16 protein-coding genes and 1 pseudogene are annotated in these 18328 nt (G+C 37.9%); 5 read left to right on the top strand and 12 right to left on the bottom strand.

Going from position 1 to position 18328, the window contains the following annotated elements:
• Positions 1–4: 4 nt before the first annotated feature.
• From PARC_RS10655 to PARC_RS10645, 3 genes are all read right to left on the bottom strand, one after another.
• Entirely contained in the window at positions 5–613 is a 609-nt protein-coding gene (locus PARC_RS10655) for a PilZ domain-containing protein (protein WP_010554071.1), read from the bottom strand.
• 226 nt (positions 614–839) lie between these two features.
• Entirely contained in the window at positions 840–1607 is a 768-nt protein-coding gene (locus PARC_RS10650; protein ID WP_010554072.1) for a haloacid dehalogenase type II, read from the bottom strand.
• Entirely contained in the window at positions 1607–2257 is a 651-nt protein-coding gene (locus PARC_RS10645) for a peroxiredoxin-like family protein (RefSeq protein WP_010554073.1), read from the bottom strand. The genes PARC_RS10650 and PARC_RS10645 overlap by 1 nt, the downstream gene beginning before the upstream one ends.
• A 122-nt stretch (positions 2258–2379) precedes the next feature.
• Between PARC_RS10645 and PARC_RS10640 the strand changes: the two genes are divergently transcribed.
• Entirely contained in the window at positions 2380–3267 is an 888-nt protein-coding gene (locus PARC_RS10640; protein ID WP_010554074.1) for a LysR family transcriptional regulator, read from the top strand.
• Here PARC_RS10640 and PARC_RS10635 read toward each other — a convergent pair.
• The gene (locus tag PARC_RS10635; RefSeq protein ID WP_010554075.1) at positions 3247–3762 is read right to left on the bottom strand and encodes a DUF2937 family protein; all 516 of its coding nucleotides are present in this window, start codon (positions 3760–3762) and stop codon (positions 3247–3249) included. The genes PARC_RS10640 and PARC_RS10635 overlap by 21 nt on opposite strands.
• Positions 3763–4136: 374 nt before the next feature.
• Here PARC_RS10635 and PARC_RS10630 point away from each other — a divergent pair, with 374 nt between their 5' ends.
• Genes PARC_RS10630 through PARC_RS10620 form a run of 3 tightly spaced genes read left to right on the top strand, consistent with a single transcriptional unit; the run spans position 4137 to position 8824 of the window.
• Complete coding sequence (locus PARC_RS10630; RefSeq protein ID WP_002961494.1) at positions 4137–4703, top strand: RNA polymerase sigma factor; 567 nt, start codon at positions 4137–4139, stop codon at positions 4701–4703.
• Complete coding sequence (locus tag PARC_RS10625) at positions 4700–5779, top strand: FecR family protein (RefSeq protein WP_007585689.1); 1080 nt, start codon at positions 4700–4702, stop codon at positions 5777–5779. The genes PARC_RS10630 and PARC_RS10625 overlap by 4 nt, the downstream gene beginning before the upstream one ends.
• A 9-nt stretch (positions 5780–5788) precedes the next feature.
• Complete coding sequence (locus PARC_RS10620; RefSeq protein ID WP_010554076.1) at positions 5789–8824, top strand: TonB-dependent receptor plug domain-containing protein; 3036 nt, start codon at positions 5789–5791, stop codon at positions 8822–8824.
• A 72-nt stretch (positions 8825–8896) separates the two neighbouring features.
• Here the strand turns inward: PARC_RS10620 and PARC_RS10615 are convergent, their stop codons facing one another.
• From PARC_RS10615 to PARC_RS10585, 7 genes are all read right to left on the bottom strand, one after another.
• Positions 8897–9247, bottom strand: a complete 351-nt coding sequence (locus tag PARC_RS10615) for an ExbD/TolR family protein (protein ID WP_050576423.1) — start codon at positions 9245–9247, stop codon at positions 8897–8899.
• Positions 9248–9872: 625 nt separating this feature from the next.
• On the bottom strand, positions 9873–10316 hold the full coding sequence (locus tag PARC_RS10610; protein ID WP_007585695.1) for a ferritin-like domain-containing protein: 444 nt from the start codon (positions 10314–10316) through the stop codon (positions 9873–9875).
• Between the two features lie 177 nt (positions 10317–10493).
• Positions 10494–11432: a LysR family transcriptional regulator gene (locus tag PARC_RS10605; RefSeq protein ID WP_002961484.1), complete on the bottom strand. Its 939-nt coding sequence runs from the start codon at positions 11430–11432 to the stop codon at positions 10494–10496.
• A 16-nt stretch (positions 11433–11448) separates the two neighbouring features.
• Complete coding sequence (aceK, locus tag PARC_RS10600) at positions 11449–13167, bottom strand: bifunctional isocitrate dehydrogenase kinase/phosphatase (protein WP_010554078.1); 1719 nt, start codon at positions 13165–13167, stop codon at positions 11449–11451.
• A 103-nt stretch (positions 13168–13270) separates the two neighbouring features.
• Positions 13271–13750: a DUF4124 domain-containing protein gene (locus PARC_RS10595; RefSeq protein ID WP_010554079.1), complete on the bottom strand. Its 480-nt coding sequence runs from the start codon at positions 13748–13750 to the stop codon at positions 13271–13273.
• Positions 13751–13836: 86 nt separating this feature from the next.
• Positions 13837–15333, bottom strand: a complete 1497-nt coding sequence (locus PARC_RS10590) for a DUF3413 domain-containing protein (RefSeq protein ID WP_010554080.1) — start codon at positions 15331–15333, stop codon at positions 13837–13839.
• A gap of 5 nt (positions 15334–15338) precedes the next feature.
• Complete coding sequence (locus PARC_RS10585; protein WP_007375276.1) at positions 15339–15551, bottom strand: YejL family protein; 213 nt, start codon at positions 15549–15551, stop codon at positions 15339–15341.
• A 62-nt stretch (positions 15552–15613) separates the two neighbouring features.
• Between PARC_RS10585 and yejK the strand changes: the two genes are divergently transcribed.
• Positions 15614–16630 carry a nucleoid-associated protein YejK gene (gene yejK / locus PARC_RS10580; protein WP_010554081.1) on the top strand — a complete coding sequence of 339 codons (1017 nt, stop codon included), beginning with the start codon at positions 15614–15616 and terminating at the stop codon, positions 16628–16630.
• 622 nt (positions 16631–17252) lie between these two features.
• On the opposite strand, the pseudogene PARC_RS10575 reads toward yejK, so the two are convergent.
• Positions 17253–18234: pseudogene (locus PARC_RS10575) on the bottom strand (IS110 family RNA-guided transposase).
• Positions 18235–18328 lie beyond the last annotated feature (94 nt).

The raw sequence follows: 18328 nt of genomic DNA, 5'->3' as shown, positions 1-18328 counted from the left end.
TCAGCTAATTATCACTGTTTAGATCGGCTTGGTTTTGATCAAGTTCTTGACGTTTTTTAAGTTGGCGGGTTTGAGCATGTAAACTTGCTCTAACAATAAGTTCTTGGTCAGTGGTTCTAATTGCGGTAAAGAGTAGGGTGTATTGATAATGTTCGCTATCTTGTTTTTCTACTGCCACAACTTCGGTGTAACAATAAACCGCAGAGGCTTCGTGGTGCAAAAACAGTTTTGTTCTAAATGCTTGGCCAATTGAGTGTACTTCGGGTGATGTAAAGCGAATACCGCCACCGCCGTAGCTATCACATTGAATTGCATTATCTTGGGCTTGTTCTGAGGCCAAAATATGGCTCATTATTAAATCTATTTTACGTGACTGCGCTTGTAAAAATGTAGCGAGCTCTTGTGCTATATCGCCTAAGTTACGCAGTGGGCGTAACGAGCTTTGCTCAAGTTCACTTACTTCATTTGCTAATTTAAATAGTGGGGGGATATCGTCTTCTAGCTCAAGCTGTGATTTAGGAACTTGTCCGTTCGATACGGCGAATAAATTCACTCTTATACTTTCATTAATTTGAAAGTACTGCTCAAACTCACCTAATCTTTCACTATTCATTATGTTCTCCACCACGTATTTATTTAATAGTAGCGTTGTGAGTACTAAATTGCTAGCAGATAAAGTAACTCATAGCGGGCTAAATGCTTTGTTTACATTCAATTTTTTAACATGTTTTTTATGAAAATAAATACACTAAAATTCTAAATTATTAGGGTTAGGTATAAAAAAGCGGCCAATGTCATCCTAACATTGACCGCTTGGGTATTGATTCATCAGCGCATACTTATTTAAGTAGAGCGGCTAATTCATGTAAATCTTTCACAACGTGATCTGGTTTTTTAGCTAATGGATAAAGTGCTTTACCTGGGCGTGCAATGAAAGTGGTTTGTAAGCCCGCTTCTTTTGCGCCAGCAACATCCCAGCCATGAGCTGCAACCATCATTGCTTCATTTGGTGCTACATTTAGCTTTTTAAGTACCCATTCATAAGCACGTAAGTCTGGTTTGTAAATTTTAATATCTTCAATGCTGTAACGTGCATCAAAGTAAGACATTAAACCAGCGCTTTCAAACTGTGCCTTTACACCTTTGTTTGAAGAATTTGTAAGGCTTACTAATTTATAGCCCTGTGCTCTAAGTTTTGCCAGTCCTTCTTTAACATCACTGTGTGGAGGAAGCGTTAAAAGAGGCGTAACAATAGCTGTTTTAGCTTGTTCACTTGTAATATCAATATTGTTGTTTTGAGCAACCATAAGGAGTGACGCCACACCGATTTGCCCAAAGTCGTGATAACTACCGCTTACTGTATCTACTAATGAATGGTGCAACATAGTTGAAAACCACAGTGGTAATAAATCTTCACGTCCGCCTAGTGCTTTACCAATAGAGGTACGCATTGACGTTAAATCAAGTAGGGTTTCGTTTACATCAAAAATAAGCACTTTGGGCTTTGTTTGTTCTTTTGGTTCATCAGCGACTGCATAACCAGATACAAGGCTTGTGCCTACAAGTAGTGAAAGAGTAAGTGTTTTTAACGATTTTAAAATAGACATTAGTTATTCTCCGATTCAAGTGCTGCCATAACATCAGTAGGTTCTGCGCGTAGGGTGTAGTCTTCGTTTAAAAATGCGTATGTAATAACACCTTCTTGGTTTATCACATAAGTAGCCGGTAGCGGCAATTTAAAGCTTTTATCGCCATAGTAGTGTTCAAAATCAATACCAAATTGTGTGTATAACGCTTGAATACGCTCATCAAGTGTAAACAATAAACCAAATTGCTCAGCTACTTTATTACTAACATCTGAAAGCACGTCAAACTCAAGATCGTTTTTTTGTGCAGTTGAGAGAGTTTCATCAGGCAGTTGTGGTGATATTGCGACTAACTGAGTATTTTGAGTTTTAAATTGCGGTAAGTAGTCATTAAGTGCTTTTAGCTCTAAATTACAATATGGGCACCAGCCACCACGATAAAAGCTAATAATTACCGGGCCTTTTTTTAATAAATCCGCAAGCTCAATGTTTTCGCCTTTATGATTGGCTAGGCTGAAGTTTTCTACTTTTTGACCAATTTGCAACGCATTGTCTTTAATATGCTGTGCAATAAGCTCTTCGTTTGTAGTGTTCATTAATGCTAAAACGTCAGCCGGTAACTTGGCATCTTTTTGTACGTTATAGGCATCTATTTGCGCTTTTAAACTCATGATTGAACCTCAATAATTAGACTATTTGCAATTATAGTGTTTTACATATTTAAATAAACATTGCAAAACTGAAAGCTTCATTCGAAAATGTTAAACATTGAAAAGTGCACAATGGCATCTTTATGTATAATTTAAGCGACCTAGAAACATTTATAGCAGTAGTTGAAAATAAAGGGGTGCTTGCTGCTGCGCGAGAGCAGCGTTTATCGCCTGCAACGGTAAGCCATCGCTTAAGTAAATTAGAACGTGAGCTTGCAACAGTACTTGTTTTTAGAGATAGCCGACGAGTACGGTTATCTCCCGCAGGTGAAATATTTTATACGCGAGTTGGCGCTATAATGGAGGCGTTGCACGACGCTGAGCATAGTATTGGTGCGCGTAGTTCATCGGTGAGTGGTTTATTACGCGTGACTATGCCCCCTTGGATTTTTTCAAAATACGTAATGCCCAGGCTTAACGAGTTAGAGCAGGCCTATCCTGAACTAAAACTTGATTTTTTAATTACTGATCATTTTGTAAATGTGGTTGATGACGCACAAGATGTGGCAATTCGTGTAGGACAATTAAATGATTCCGGTTTACTGTCACGAAAAATAGTAAACAACAAACGTATACTTTGCGCAGCTCCTAGCTACATAAAAAAATATGGCATGCCTAAGAGCTTAGCTCAATTGAGCGAACACTATTGGGTTTGCCTGCCGTGGCAGCGCCAATTAAAGCTTTTTGATGAACAAGGTAAAACACATACTTTTAATGCAAGAACACGCTTTACTATTTCTAATTCCGACAATATGACTCAAGCAGCCATTGCAGGTCATGGCATTGCAATTAAATCAATGATAGCTATTTATGAAGATATTAAAAATGGCATTTTAGTTGAAGTTATGCCCGGCGTAATGGCACAAGATGATGCACCAGTTTGGTTTTTGCGTCCGCAAAATAGCTTAACTACCCGCAAAACCGATGTATTTTATGACTTTATGAAATCACTATTTTTGAGCTGCGAATAAGCGTTTAAATGAGCGTTTTACTCCAGTTAAAAACAAATAACCAGTAAGCTCGGCAAGTAGGGCAACTATAATAGCTGCAATAATAGCGGCTATAATAGAGTCTTTTTTTAAAATGATTTGACCTTCGAAGCGTTGCCACACTTGTTGCTTTACATCGCTCATGCCACTGATCATAGTAAAAATATATGGAGATTGCGCAAACCTATTTACAGCGATTTGTAAGTCTTGTTGTCGTGTGTAAAGTGTACTGATATTACTTGCACCTTTATTCACAATCCCATCATCAATATTTTTATAGTGTTTAATTAGCTTATTTAAATCATTATTAAAATACTTAGCTGCATCGCTTTTAAAAGGCGCAATGGCATTATTAGCTTCAATTAATTGGGCTGATAATGCTTGGCCAAAATCGCTTACAAATGCAGGAATTTGCACTCCAAGTAGTAAACCGAATGCAAAGAAACTAAGTCGGATATAATCTAAAAATTTACTCATTTATCTTCCTATCCATTTAAATAACCCAGAATTAACATTTGAGCTTGTTTTTATATCAAAAACTCGTAATCTAATGGGGCGTGTTGACCTTTGTGGATTGAAATTTGTTCAATCTAGGGTCGATTTAATCGCGGCGCGAGGTTTGTAACCTAGCGGGCTAAGTCAAAACCGAGCAACAAAGAGTTAATCGTCCCTAGATCGAGCTCAAAGGGCAGCGCATGTTTGGCATTTATGCTGCGTTATCACCTATTTATGGGGAATAACCACACTACATAGGCTCTGCCTTGCCTAAATACCAAACGTACTGCTGCAAATTCAACCACGAAAGGCCAAAACGCCCTAATAATAAAAATAACAACAGGTGGATGTTAAGGATGACGAAAAAAGTAAAATTCACGTCAACATTTGTTGATATATCTAAACAGCTCAAACGTTTTGTATCGCGCATTGTTCAACCCGACGATGTAGAAGATATTGTGCAAGAAACTTTTGTAAAAAGCTACGAAGCTGATTTAAAGCAAGATATACAGTTTACCCGCAGTTACATGCTTAAAACAGCAAAACACCTAGCACTTAACCATATAGCTAAGTGGGACAACAAATTTAATGATTCGTTAGAAAACGATAACGAATTACCCGTATTACTCAAATCAATGAAGCTTGAGGATGAATACACATCTAAAGAGCGCTTTTTACTTTTTTGTAGAGCTACTGAGCAACTAAGCTCATCGATTCGTAAATGCTTTATATTAAAAAAAGTTTACGGCATGAGCCAAAAAGAGATCGCAGACCAAATGCAGTTAAGCCAAAGCACTGTTGAAAAACACATTGCCAAAGGGTTGTTACAAACCATGTTGTACATGCGTGAACATGAGCAAAGCCCTCAAACAAACCCTAAAGCTCAAGCACACCCTATATCAGTTAAGAGGGTCGCAGAATGAGTAATGTTCATCAATTTAATTCAAAAGATTTAATTTTAGAAAAGTCATGTGATTGGATAAGCGCGATTGATCGTGGTTTAACTGATGATGAAAAAGAGCAATTTAAATTATGGATGATGCAAAGCATCGCCCATCAAGACTCTATATACGAGCTTGCTCAGCTTTGGGATGAGCTTTCGGTATTAAATGAATTAAGTCATTTATTTCCTCAGCGTAACAATACTAAAGCATCAAAAAATAAGTGGATGTTTTCTTACTCAATTGCAGCGAGTTTATTTGCAGCACTAATGGTATGCAGCTACTTATTAATTAATTTAGAAAATGGCTATAACCAAGAGCTTGCAAAAGTTAATTACACTAAAATTTACAAAACAAAAGTAGGCGAGCAAGCAACGTATGTGTTGCCAGATGGCACCATAGTGCAGCTTAATACTAATAGCTTACTAGAAGTTGCTTATAGCAAAGGCCGCAGGCAGTTGTTACTTAGTCGTGGAGAAGGGCGTTTTAACGTAGCAAAAGATGCCACGCGTCCGTTTAGTGTTATGGCCGGCGACAAAAGCTTTACTGCACTCGGTACCGTGTTTAATGTACAGCGTAATACCTCATCAGATTTAGAGCTTGTTGTTACCGAAGGCAAAGTGATGATCACCGACCCTAGTGTAGCGGTTGACGCAAATGACTTTAAAGATTATCAGCTTGCAGATAACAGCACGCAAAAAATTCGTCAAATTAATGCCAATATCGTTACCTCAGGCGAAAAAGTAATTATAGAGCAGAGTGTTACAAAGCCAATTACCCAGCTTTCAATGAACGACGTACAACGCGATTTGGCATGGCAAAATGGCATGCTTATTTTTAATGGAGAAGAGTTAAGCGATGCTTTAAATGAAGTAAGTCGCTATACCGCAACACGTTTTGAACTTTCATCAGCCGAGCTTGCCAGTATTAAAGTAGCTGGGGTATTTAAAGCGGGTGACGTTGAAGGTTTACTAGAAAGTTTACAAACTAATTTTTCGATTGATCATGAGCGTTTAGGTGAGCATGTAGTAACGCTAAAACACCATACAGAATCATAAGTAGACGTTATGCAAATCAAACTAATGTTAGATAAAGTTGCATCAATAAAGATTGAACGTAAAAAAAACATTAAAAAAAAGAAACAAAGCCATAGAGGATTTTTGTTTGTCAGCTGTTTATATAAGTTGCGCAGTAACCAAACGCATTTATTGAGTGGATTTAGTGTGCTTGTACCGGCTATTTTTAGCTTGAGTGTACAAGCAGCAACTCAAACCACTGGGCAAATGGTGCAATTTGATATAAAAGCGCAGCGAGCAGACAAAGCCTTAATTGAATATGCTAAACAAACAGAGCAAACCGTGGTGTTTTCTTATGAGTTGGCAAAGCAGTATGACGCAAATTCAGTTTATGGATTTTACACTCAGCTAGATGCTCTAGAGGCATTATTAGGTGGGACTGAACTCGATGCGGTTGTTGATCAAAATGGTTTACTGAGTATAAAACTCAAACAAATCAACAGGAATGATAACAACATGATGAAGCTTTCAGCGGTCAGTGCAGCAGTATTACCAGCTTTACTTGCAGTAAATTCGCAAGGTGTAAACGCAGCAGAAGAAGTCGCTCAAGAAAAAATTGAAAAAATTGCTATAGTCGGTAGCCGTGTAGCAGGACGTTCAGTTGAAGATTTACCCGTTCCAGTAGATATCTTAAGTGCAGAAGCGCTTGAAAATACGGGCCAAACAGAAGTTGGTCGTATGCTACAGTCTATCGCCCCTTCATTTAACTTTTCAAGCTCTGCAATTAGTGACGGTACTGATGCTTTAAGACCTGCGACACTTCGCGGTTTGGGCCCCGATCAAACATTGGTGTTAATTAACGGCAAACGTCGTCACCAAGCAAGTATTATTCATATTAATGGCTCTGTTGGGCGTGGTACCGCAGGTACTGACATGAATGCAATTCCAGCCTCTGCAATTAAACGCATTGAAGTATTACGTGATGGCGCTGCTGCTCAGTATGGTTCTGATGCAATTGCAGGTGTTATTAATATTGTGCTTAAGGATGGTAGCGAAGGTGGCAAAGCGGCTATTAACTACGGTCAATATTCTGAAGGCGATGGCGAAACCATTAACCTTGATTTTAATAAAGGCTTTGCGCTAGGTGATGACGGTTATTTAAATACAACTATCAATTACCGTGACCGTGCACCTACTAACCGTGCAGGTTTACATGGCTCTTGTCAGTTTTATGGTTGTACAGAACTAAGTGACGGCACTTTACTTGCTGGCGATCCGCGTGAGCTGACAGCCGATCGTGATACATTCAGAATTGGTGATGCTGATTCTCAGCAGTTTGGTTTAACAATTAATACCGGTTACGAGTTAGGTGATGGCGAGCTTTACGGCTTTATTACTTACTCAACACGTGAAAATGAGTCGGCTGCATTTTTCCGTCATAATGCAAATGCAGGTGGTAACCCAGTACTACAAGATAATGATGCGACGATTCCGCTAGGTTTCTTACCAAAAATTAATACAACAATCGACGATATCTCGTACAACTTTGGTTATAAAACTGAGTTTGATAACGATGCAAGCCTCGATTTATCATACACTTATGGTGAAAACAGCATTGATTACACGACAAGTGACACTATCAATGCCTCATACGCTAACTTTTTACGTTATGACCAAGGTTTAAGTGCTGCTGATATTCGTACAACTATCCCACGTGAAGCGTACGCTTACGGCATGGAATTATCACTGCAAACAATCAATATTGATTTTACGCAAAACTTTGATGATTATTCTTTAGCAATGGGTGCTGAAATCCGTACTGACGAATATCGCATTTTAGAAGGCAATGAGTACGCATACCGCGATTACGATACAACCAACGGTGTAAGTATTTACAACGGCTTAAGTGGTGGTGTTGGTTCTGAAGATGCATCAGGTGGTTCACAAGGTTTTGGTGGTTCAGCTCCTGCGTCATCAGTTGATGAATCGCGTGATGTAATTTCATTTTACATAGATGCAGAAGCTTATGTGATTGAAGATGTAATTTTATCGGGTGCACTTCGCTACGATAACTACAAAGGCTTTGGTGATACAGTAAACTTTAAGCTTGCTGGTAACTGGTCTGTAACCGACGATATTTCACTACGTGGTGCATTAAGCTCAGGTTTTAGAGCGCCTTCAATGCAGCAGCTTTACTTTAATAACGTAAGTACGCAATTTGTTGTTGGTACTAATGGTAATTTAGTTGCAGAAGAGGTTGGTACATTTAGAAATGATTCAACACTTGCGCAAAGCTTAGGTATTCCAAAGCTTAAAGAAGAAAAATCACAAAACCGTAGTTTAGGTATTGTATATAACGTTACAGATAATATTAATGTAACCGTTGATTACTACTCAATTGATATTGACGACCGTATTGTAATTAGTGACCGCTTAGGTAAAGGTTTATCTACAAGCCTTGATGCTGCACTAAATAGTGCGGGTGCTGGCGTAGGTCAGTTCTTCTTAAATGGTGCTGATACAGAAACTCGTGGTGTTGATTTTGTAGCAACGTGGAACACTGAAGGTTTAGGCGGCACGCTTGATTTTACACTTGCAGCTAACTTTACTAAAACAGATGTTGTATCGTTATTTTCGCCTGCTGGCTCAAGCCTTGAGACAGTAAACGTAGAAGATATATTTTCAGCTGAAGACATCTCTATTATTGAAGAGTGGCAACCAGAGGATCGTATTAACTTAAGTGCACTTTATCAACGTGATGATTGGACAGTTAACCTGTCACTTAATCGCTTTGGTGAGTACACAGTAGAAGACGGTGGTCGTCAAACGTATGGCGCAGAAATTTTAACTGACGTTAAAGTTAACTACTTCGTTACTGAAGATTTATCGGTAAATATTGGTGCAAATAACTTGTTTGATGTTTACCCAGATAAAAACGAAATAGGTAACTCTCGCTCAGGTACTATTGTGGATGCTAGTGGCAACACAGTAATAAGTAGCTCAGGTGTGTTTGACTACTCACGTCGTTCTGCTCCATTTGGATTTAACGGTGCTTACTACTACATAGGCGCAGAATACCGTTTTTAATTAATAACCTCCCTTTCGTTATTTAACTCAAAGGGCCGTAAGGCCCTTTTTTTGGTTTTATATTGGGCTGTTTTATTTAGAAATCAAACTTATTGAATAATCATCGTATTGCTTAATATTATTCATTACACTCATTAAAGTATTATGAGTACTGTTTTCGTCTGCGGTTATAAGTACCGAACTTATTTCATATTTAGCCGCGAACATCGCTAAATTAGTCGCAACTTGCTCTAAATCAATTAACCTCCCTGAAAAATATACTGCGTTACTTTCATCAATTCTAAATAAAGCATTTTTAACAGGCTTATCTATTTGAGGGCTGTCGAGTGGTCGGTTTAATTCAATAGCCACAGGTTTTACAAAAGATGTAGTTACAATAAAGAAAATTAGTAATATGAACACTATGTCTAACATCGAGGTCATATCTACATCAGCATTATTTTGCAGTTTAGTTAGGGCGTGTGAATCTTTGTGGATTGAAATTTGTTCAATCTAGGGGCGATTAAATCGCGGCGCGAGGTTTGTAACCTAGTGGGCTAAGTAAAAACCGAGCAACAAAGAGTCAATCGTCCCTAGAAAGAGCCCAAAGGGCAGCGCATGTTTGGCCTTTATGCTGCGTTATCGCCTATTTATGGGGAATAACCACACTACATAGGCTCTGCCTTGCCTAAAAACCAAACATACTGCTGCAAATTCAACCACCAGAGATCAACACGCCCTAGCTTACTTTTCATATTGGACCTTATTTTTAATTAAATGCTGCGGCGCCACAGCAAGGTTTTAGGTACCTACTAACAAAATTAGCACAGCAAAAATAAAGCGTGGTTAAATAAATATTCTAATAACATTAAATATTTGTATTCATTATGTATTTAAAATGTGGCGAAATAAGGTGGTGTTTATACCAATTTGCTTATATATGGGGTCTATATGGCATCGTTATAGTGTGATTTAATTCGTTAAATTGCTTAAAGATTTATGCAGATTGGTATTAGAGGCAATAAAAAACCCAGCGCTAGGCTGGGTTGTATTTATGCGTTATGTAAGCTTACTGCTTTTGCATACGGCTCATTTCTGCATGGCAGCTTTGCATTGTTAATAATGTTTTAGCCAGTGCAGCTTCGCAATCAGCCGGTTGTGGTTTATCCATAGCGGCTTTAATTTCTACAAGCGTTTTATCTTCTACTTCTTCAAGCTCTTTTACATACGTGCTGTCGTTATGTGAGGTGAATGTAGTAAGTAAGGCTGTGTATGCACGTCGTGCTTCAACTGCGAAAGATGAACCATCTTCGCGTTCGCCTTTTTCATTAATTGCATATGGTTGCAAGCGCTCAACACTCACTTTTCGGGCATCTATCATACGCTGAAAAAGTGCGCCAATAGCAGGGTCTTCAACTTTTTCCTGTGCTTTTTGATAAAAATCGATGCCGCTGTTCATAACTTGAATGATGTCAGTAATATGATTTACTTCTGATCCTTGATGGGTGTTCATAATGACCTCTTTTATTAAATGAATGTATAGTTCAACTTAATAAAAGCAATGTATGTTCCACGTTTTTATTTTCATGTAGTTGTTTGATTTTATTAGTTTAATTTTATTTCAGAAAGGAGCTAAGTTAATGAGGAAAGTATTAACTTAGCAATTTTTACATTATATTGTGTAATAAAGTTATTTTAGCTCTTCAGCTACTTCAGCTACTTTTTGGCGTAACCAGATATGGCTCGCATCGCGATGTAACAGTGGGCTCCAAATCATATCAAGCTCAAAAGGAGGAATTGGAAATGGTGGCTCTAAAATTTTAAGCCCCGGATCGTCTAAATATATGTTTGCTGCTTTTGAAGGGAGGGTCGCAATCAAGTTTTTCTCTTTAGCCAAATGAATCGCTACATGGTAGTTACGCGTAAAAGTGGCAATATTACGATGTTTACCAAAGTGGGCAAGTGCTTCGTCGACCCAGCCAAGTTTTTGCACATCTTTAGGGTCCATGCCCACGCCTACACCAAAACCTGTTTTACTCACCCATATATGGCGCGCTTTTAAGTAGCTGTCGAGGCTAAAGTTTTCAATAATAGGGTTGTCGGCCTTAACTAAGCAGCAAAAACTGTCTTTCCAAATACGTTTATGATGAAAAGACTGAGGTAAGTTTTCAAAACGGTTGATTGCCATATCTACTTTACCGTTTTCTACGTCATGAAAGGTTACATCACTTGGTGTGAGTATATCTAAAGTAGTATCGGGGGCTTCTTCGTGTAGTTTACTTAAGAGCTTTGGCGCTAACGTACTTGCAGCGTAATCACTGGCCATTATTCTAAATACACGTTTACTCTGGCTTGCCTCAAATTCTCTATTAGGTGCTAGGGTTTCTTCAAGCGTCATTAATATGCCACGAATAACGGGTTGTAACTCTAAAGCGCGCTCTGTCGGGACCATACCATCGCTGGTACGAACTAAAATAGGGTCGTTAAATAAGTTACGAAGACGTTTAAGGCCATTACTCATTGCGGGCTGCGTAATACTCAATTGATTAGCAGCGCGTGTTACATTGCATTCTCGAAGCAATGTATCGAGATAAACGAGTAAATTTAAATCTATTTTACTTATATTCATTGTGTGTCCTTTGCGTCTACCAGTGATGGATAAATCGCTGTGCTGTCGGGTAAGGGTAAATATGACTTACCTGCCCATTTTTTATATTTTGTTGCGCCTGCTTCCAAAAGCTAACATCTATAAGCTCTGGATGAGTGCTGAGGAAAAACTTTTTATACATAGGATTAGGCATTACAAATGTACATAACTGCTCTGGGAATACATCTTGTGGTGCAACAGAGTAACTTTGTTCATCCATTAAATAATCGTCGTAGCTCTTTGCTTTCGGTAATGCTCTAAAGTTCATATCTGTTAGGTATTGAACTTCATCGTAATCGTAAAAAATAATACGTTTGTGCTTACTTACACCAAAGTTTTTTAAGAGCATATCGCCAGGGAATATATTAACAGCAATCATTTCTTTTAGAGCTTGCCCGTATTCTTCAATCGCGTCTGCGGCACTTTCTTCATCAGCATTTTCTAAAAACAAGTTAAGAGGTGTCATACGCCGTTCAATATACAAATGCTTGATGATCAACCAATCGCCTTCAATTATCATTGATGAGCCAATTGTTTTATGTAATTGCGCAAGTAAATTACTATCAAAACGCGCCAAAGGAAATACGACGTTAGAATACTCTATGGTATCGGCCATTCTGCCAACGCGATCATGGTTTTTTACTAGTTGATAACGCTTTAATACGGTATCACGGCCGAAGGGCTTACTTTCACCAAATTTGTCTTTTATTACTTTAAAAACATAACCAAATGAGGGAAGGGTAAATACCATCATCACCATACCGGGAGTACCCGGTGCAATTGTAAACTCATCACTAGAGTGAGATAAGTGATTTAAAAACTCTCGATAAAACTCAGTTTTACCCTGCTTATGAAAACCCACTGCGTTATAGAGCTCAGCAAGTGTTTTGTTTGGCATAAGCTGATTCAAAAACCGGACAAGTGCTGAAGGTGCATGAGTCTCTACCATAAAGTAGGCACGGGCAAAGCCAAAAATGACACGCATTTGAGATGATTTAGTTAAAAGTGCATCTAAATATAATCCGTTATCTTCATCGTGTAATACGGCGATTATAAAAGGCTGAACCCCACTTTTTGAAACAACACGACCAACAATATAAGCTGCTTTATTACGATAAAAAGGTGTGTGCAAAATATCAAAGCGCATTTGCCAAGGTTGATGATGTGTATCGGGGGCTTGTTTATAAAAAGCTTTAACAAGAAGGCGAATATCACGCTCTAAATTTACAAATGGGGCTTTAAAATCAAAATGATTAATAATGCGTTTTATTGTTGGCTTTAGGCCATCAACTACCGGAAAGTATGTCCTATATTCGGCCTCAACAGGTACTGAAGGAGCATCTTTCAAAGTTGCTTCTACAAATATAAAGTCATTATGAAAATAGCGCCTATGGTACAGCCGGCAAAATACAGAATTATAAAAGGTTTCGGCGAGTTCTGCTTGAGGGTGGAAACATAAAAAGTGCTGATATATCTTTTTAACTTCGAGCCATAGGCTTTCATCTAATTGCTCTGTTGGGGTTTCTTTTTTTAGCGCTTGTGTGGTTTCGTTAACACGATCATCATAATAGCTGATACGCAAACGGCTGATATCATTAATTGCTTGCCAATCTTTTTTTGCAAAGGCGAGAGGGGCTTTGGCCGTTGTTTTTTGAAATAGCTGATAGTGCCTTTTAAAACCCGTTAAAATTAATTCAGCAATATGGCGAGGCTGCATTTGCACTCCTTAATAGTCCCTAGAGCTTATACTCTATTGTGTTAAGGGTATGTTATTTTAAGTTTAAAACCAAGATAAATATTACTTGCTAATTAAGAGTGATTTATTTGTATTGAGCTATCTTTTTTTCGAGAATTTTAATTTGTTTAGTAATAACCAATACATCTTTTTTGTACTCTTTATTAATTATTTTTAATTTTTTAGTAATATCTTTGGTAATACGCTTTTTATCATCAATGGCTAAGATATGATTTAACCGCTCTTGTTGTTTGTATTCAGCACGCTGCTTATTACGATCAAGTATTGTTAGTTTATGGTTATTACTGCGAAGCTCTGCCTGTAAGCCAGATAGAAGCCTTTCACGCTCAAGTTCGTTTAGTTGTTTAGTGTAGTCAACCTTAGGACCAGAATACTGATTACCCGTCGTGTTAACTTTATAAGTCGTTGCTTCGTCGTCACACGGCAGTTGAGAAAAGACAGTGCCTTTTTCTGTTACACATTTGTAGTAAGTGGTATCGCTAAAGCTAAAAAAACTGATAAGTAAAAAGCTAGAATGGAGAATATAACGAGAAGTTTTAAACATACATGTCATCCTTGGTTTTTATATCTAACAACAATATAAAACTATAACCTAGCTTGGTGGTATAGCAAGCTAGGTTAGGATAACTGTTATTGGGTAAAGGTTTTGAGCTTTTTAATACTCTGTACTAAAAATGGTATATCTAAACCTTGTTCAATAGAAAAACCCTCAGCGGCAGAGATATTTTTAAAGTTACCATCTGAATCTATTAAGGTAATCCTATCTTTTTTATAGGCTATAACAACACCCTGAGAGTAGTTCACGCCCATATCATCTTTTTTCTTGTATAAATTAACGCCCAGCATTGTTTGCTTAGCAATGGCTTTACAATTTAAATATTGGCCAACACTTGTTGCAATTAAATCGCTAGGTTGAATAAGTCCATCTACTTTAGAAATACGTTTGTCGGAGCTATATAAAGTTGATGTTGTTACTACTTCTTGCTTGTTATTGGCAAGACTAAAAGCAAAAACTTGTGTTTCATCATCTCGAACAGTAGGGTTATCACTCGCTTTAATTACTCGAATAGCACTAGAGCTATGTGCTTGATCATTAATAAAGCTTAGTTCTTCAATGCCAGTTACTTCAATGCTACGGCGCTGACTTTGCCATGCGGGAAGAGTTTGATCTCTTAAAATTGCTGCTTTATAAAAAGCTGGCAAACCATACACTAAGCTAAATAGCATATCGTCGTGATTAGTTGGCTGTAAAAACTGCTCTGTTTTGTGTAAGTTTTTATTATCGGCAACAAATTTAGCGAGTTGTTGCTGGGTTTCAAATACAAAAATATCTACATTGGCTTGTGTGTAGTCTTCACACTTATCAAGCGGGCTTGGCATTTGATAACTAATGTTTTGGTTATTAATTTTTACGTTATGTGCTTGCTTATAGCTTTCTATATCAAGCAGGTCATTTTTAGCTAATAAACTTTTAGCGGTAGTAGGGTATGACAGTGGTAGTACATTATCTTGCTTCGTTACGTCAAAGTTTAAATTTGCGTCAGCCCAAATATGAATACTGTGACTAAGTGAAAAACACACTATTAAAAATGAAATTGCGTAACGTGCAAATTTATATTGTTTTAAGCGTTCAAGGTGTTGCCATGTGTAATTACTCACAAGTAGCTGAAAGCCTAAAATAAGTAATACAATCCCACTGGCTAAAATGGTTGTTAAAGCAGGTGAACTGGTTAAACGATGCCACAGTAGAGAAATAATCTCAGGTAAGGCAGATATACTTAGATGATAACCCAAATTAACGTAAACATAAGCATCAAGGGTAAGCAGTGAAGCGCCTAGTGTGGCTATAACAGCCGCCATGCCTCGTATATGTCGTGGGTAGGGGAATATTAAACTAAGCGGAAATACCGTCAGCACAAACGCTAAAAAGGCGATAAAACTAGTGTGGCTTAACCACGTTACTAGCATATAAGTAATGCCCATAAAGCTTGTTGGTGGCGAGTCGGCAAATAAGTAGCTTAAGCTAATAAATAGCGCCAAGCCAATATTGGCAAAAGTAAACCAATGGCCCCAGCTTAATAGCTGACTCGCTTTTGATGAAAACTGATTGTGCTGCGATAAATTCATAGAGTTTATTTAACCGACTGTGATAAAGCTTTTGCAAAGTTCTCAGTTACGGCTTGTCTTTTCCCTGTTGGTACATGCTCTTTTAAGATATGCGTGATAGAATTTCCTAAACACATAAGGCTTAAATCTACCGGCGCATTGTGTTTAGTTAGCACATCAATAAGCTGATCGACGATTTGTTCTACTTCTTCATTAGAGTATTTTGATAAGATTGGCATCAGTTGGTTCAATAAAATAGTTATATTCTCGTATTTTAACACTAGAGGCGTGAAAAACAAAGATGACAACAGACGTTAAAAAATTAGTCGTTCATTATGTAGACAAAAAAGACGACGATACGCAAATTCACCTTCGAAATGATGAGATGGTAATTAACGATAAAGTAGCCGTTTTTATCGAACAATTACATCATGCATACAATGGTAAGCCAGGTAAAGGTTACTGTGCTTTCAGTGGTGATAAAAACAGCGTTGTAGCATCTGCAATGCAAAGCTACCGTAACGATGAGCTAGGCTTTTGGCATATGACCGAGCAAGCCTCAACGGTTTTAAAAGAAGAGCTTGATAAGTATGCATTTAGTGAAACAGGCTATTTAGTATTTTGTCATTATCAGTATGTTGCTACCGATTACATGTTAATTGCGATGATTAACATTAAAGAGCATTATTCTATGACGTCTGAGCTTGATTTAGCGGCTTCTCGCCATTTAGACATATCTCGCATGCAACTCGCTGCTCGTATCGATTTAACAGCGTGGGATACGCAAGCAGAAGATAATCGTTATATTTCGTTTATCAAAGGACGTGCGGGTCGTAAAGTTGCTGACTTTTTCTTAGACTTTTTAGGCTGTGAAGAGGGTATTGATTCAAAACAGCAAAGCCAAGTAATGCTTAGCGCAGTAGAGGATTATTTATCAGAGCAACAGTTTGATAAATCAGAAAAAGACGATTTACGTAAACAAGTATTTGATTACTGTAATGATTGCGTAACCACAGGCGAAGATGCAAGTGTGAGCGATCTATCTGCAACGCTTACAAAAGGCGATGACAGCCCGTTTGATAGTTTTTGCAAAGAGCAAAGCTATGACTTGGAAGAAACTTTCCCCGTTGATAAGAAAACCGTAACCAGTATGGTTAAGTTTTCAGGCCTTGGTGGGGGTGTAAGTGTAAGTTTTGAACGTAAACACTTAGGTGAGCGCGTAACGTACAACGAAGCAACCGATACACTAGTGATTAAAGGCATTCCGCCAAACTTAAAAGATCAGTTACAACGTTTTATGGAAAGTGAAAAAGAGTAAACTCATTTGAGCGAGTTGAAAGTTGATTCAAGAGCGCGATATTTATATCGCGCTTTTTTATACCTATATCTAAATTCATTGAATAGGAACAAAGCCACTTAAAGACTTATTTCACAAACAAAAGTGAAAGAGGAGTAAATGAGAAAACATAAGCCATGGTTTATTAGCAAAACTTAATCTTATTACCACCTCTAAAAGCGCAGCGTCTCTTAACCTCTTTGTGAATAAATCGTTTATTATGGGCGTTACCCGTCACGCCAACAAGTTGTGGGTCTGCAGGTTAATTTGTACTGGATATTTAATTTTGGTTGAAGACGTGAAGCACCGCATCTAGTTATTTAATTTCTTTGCTAACAAAACCACTTAAAGATCTATTGAACAAAGAGAACTGAAAGAGGAGTAAATGAGAAAACACAAGCGATGGTTTATTAGCGGAGCTTTTTCAATTTAGCTTTATTGTTACCTCTAAAAGCGCAGCGTCTCTTAACCTCTTTGTGAATAAGTCGCTTATTACGGACGTTACTCGTCACGACAATAAGTTGTGCTTCTACAGGTTAATTTGTACTTGATATTTAATTCCGGCTGTAGATACCATCTCTCACTTTAAGCTTCAAGGCCGTATTTAACTTTCTTGGAGCTTAAACGCTTCCTGGTTTTTTATTACACCAAAACATATATGAATTAGCTTTCGCATATTTGCACACACAGCTTGCATCGGTGTTTTACCATTATTTATTAACGTTAACTTGTGTCGTTTTATTGTTTTATTCCATTGCCCAGCAACAATGGCTGCCATATAAAGTTTGCATCGAATTCTGGCTGGCCCAAGTTTACTGATTGATGTTCGCCCTTTTAATTTACCCGATTCATTATGCCGTGGGATTAATCCACAATAAGCTGCCGCTTCTTTGGCTTTATTAAATTTTTTAGCCGCAAACAAATACGTCAGCTCTCTCGATAATACGGGCCCTATGCCAGGGATAGACTCAAGTAGTTTCCTGTTTCTTTTTAAATCAGGTTCATTATCTATGTGGTTATCAATGTCAGATTTAAGCTGTTTAATTTCATCATCTAAAAACGCGATTGTCACTTTTATCGATTGGCAAACACGCGCGGAAACGTTGCTGAATTCACTTGCTTCTAATCGGTTAGCTTCTCGTTGTCGGTTACTCTCAAGCGCATCTAAACGACGAATAAGGGCTTTAAGCTCTCTAATTTCTAACGCTTCAGGTTGCCAATAATTAACGACTGCGTGCTTAGCACAGCCATAATGAGCAAGCATCGTTGCATCAGATTTGTCTGTTTTGTGAATTATGTTTAAAGCGTCTGCATACTTTTTAGCTTTACCTGGGTTCGCTAAAATAATATTAAAGCCTTGCTCGTGTAAAAAATACATCAGCGCTTCATGATAAACACCCGTTGGTTCGAGGGTGATAACGAGCTCACTAGCAGCGCTTTTAGTTGTATTTAAAAGCCATTTTTCTATTGTCACAAAGTCTTGGTGCTTGTTTTTAAAGACTTTTTTTAATTTTGTTTGTAAGCTGGTCTCTCAACCACGATAAATCAATCTTCTCTTTACTAATATCAATGCCGATAAACATCATCTCTACTTACTCCCCTTGTACATACAGCATCTACTTAAATAAAAGCGTGCTTGGATACCATTCAGTTTGTGAGAATAGAAAGTCAGGGCTTTAT

This window comes from Pseudoalteromonas arctica A 37-1-2 (assembly GCF_000238395.3).
Lineage (GTDB): Bacteria > Pseudomonadota > Gammaproteobacteria > Enterobacterales > Alteromonadaceae > Pseudoalteromonas > Pseudoalteromonas arctica.
This window is presented reverse-complemented; position numbering and strand designations above follow the sequence as displayed.

Excerpts from the sequence above, each read along its gene's own strand:
- PARC_RS10655 (WP_010554071.1), bottom strand. The coding sequence starts at position 613 with ATGAATAGTGAAAGATTAGGTGAGTTTGAGCAGTACTTTCAAATTAAT.
- PARC_RS10650 (WP_010554072.1), bottom strand. The coding sequence starts at position 1,607 with ATGTCTATTTTAAAATCGTTAAAAACACTTACTCTTTCACTACTTGTA.
- PARC_RS10645 (WP_010554073.1), bottom strand. The coding sequence starts at position 2,257 with ATGAGTTTAAAAGCGCAAATAGATGCCTATAACGTACAAAAAGATGCC.
- PARC_RS10640 (WP_010554074.1), top strand. The coding sequence starts at position 2,380 with ATGTATAATTTAAGCGACCTAGAAACATTTATAGCAGTAGTTGAAAAT.
- PARC_RS10635 (WP_010554075.1), bottom strand. The coding sequence starts at position 3,762 with ATGAGTAAATTTTTAGATTATATCCGACTTAGTTTCTTTGCATTCGGT.
- PARC_RS10630 (WP_002961494.1), top strand. The coding sequence starts at position 4,137 with ATGACGAAAAAAGTAAAATTCACGTCAACATTTGTTGATATATCTAAA.
- PARC_RS10625 (WP_007585689.1), top strand. The coding sequence starts at position 4,700 with ATGAGTAATGTTCATCAATTTAATTCAAAAGATTTAATTTTAGAAAAG.
- PARC_RS10620 (WP_010554076.1), top strand. The coding sequence starts at position 5,789 with ATGCAAATCAAACTAATGTTAGATAAAGTTGCATCAATAAAGATTGAA.
- PARC_RS10615 (WP_050576423.1), bottom strand. The coding sequence starts at position 9,247 with ATGACCTCGATGTTAGACATAGTGTTCATATTACTAATTTTCTTTATT.
- PARC_RS10610 (WP_007585695.1), bottom strand. The coding sequence starts at position 10,316 with ATGAACACCCATCAAGGATCAGAAGTAAATCATATTACTGACATCATT.
- PARC_RS10605 (WP_002961484.1), bottom strand. The coding sequence starts at position 11,432 with ATGAATATAAGTAAAATAGATTTAAATTTACTCGTTTATCTCGATACA.
- aceK (WP_010554078.1), bottom strand. The coding sequence starts at position 13,167 with ATGCAGCCTCGCCATATTGCTGAATTAATTTTAACGGGTTTTAAAAGG.
- PARC_RS10595 (WP_010554079.1), bottom strand. The coding sequence starts at position 13,750 with ATGTTTAAAACTTCTCGTTATATTCTCCATTCTAGCTTTTTACTTATC.
- PARC_RS10590 (WP_010554080.1), bottom strand. The coding sequence starts at position 15,333 with ATGAATTTATCGCAGCACAATCAGTTTTCATCAAAAGCGAGTCAGCTA.
- PARC_RS10585 (WP_007375276.1), bottom strand. The coding sequence starts at position 15,551 with ATGCCAATCTTATCAAAATACTCTAATGAAGAAGTAGAACAAATCGTC.
- yejK (WP_010554081.1), top strand. The coding sequence starts at position 15,614 with ATGACAACAGACGTTAAAAAATTAGTCGTTCATTATGTAGACAAAAAA.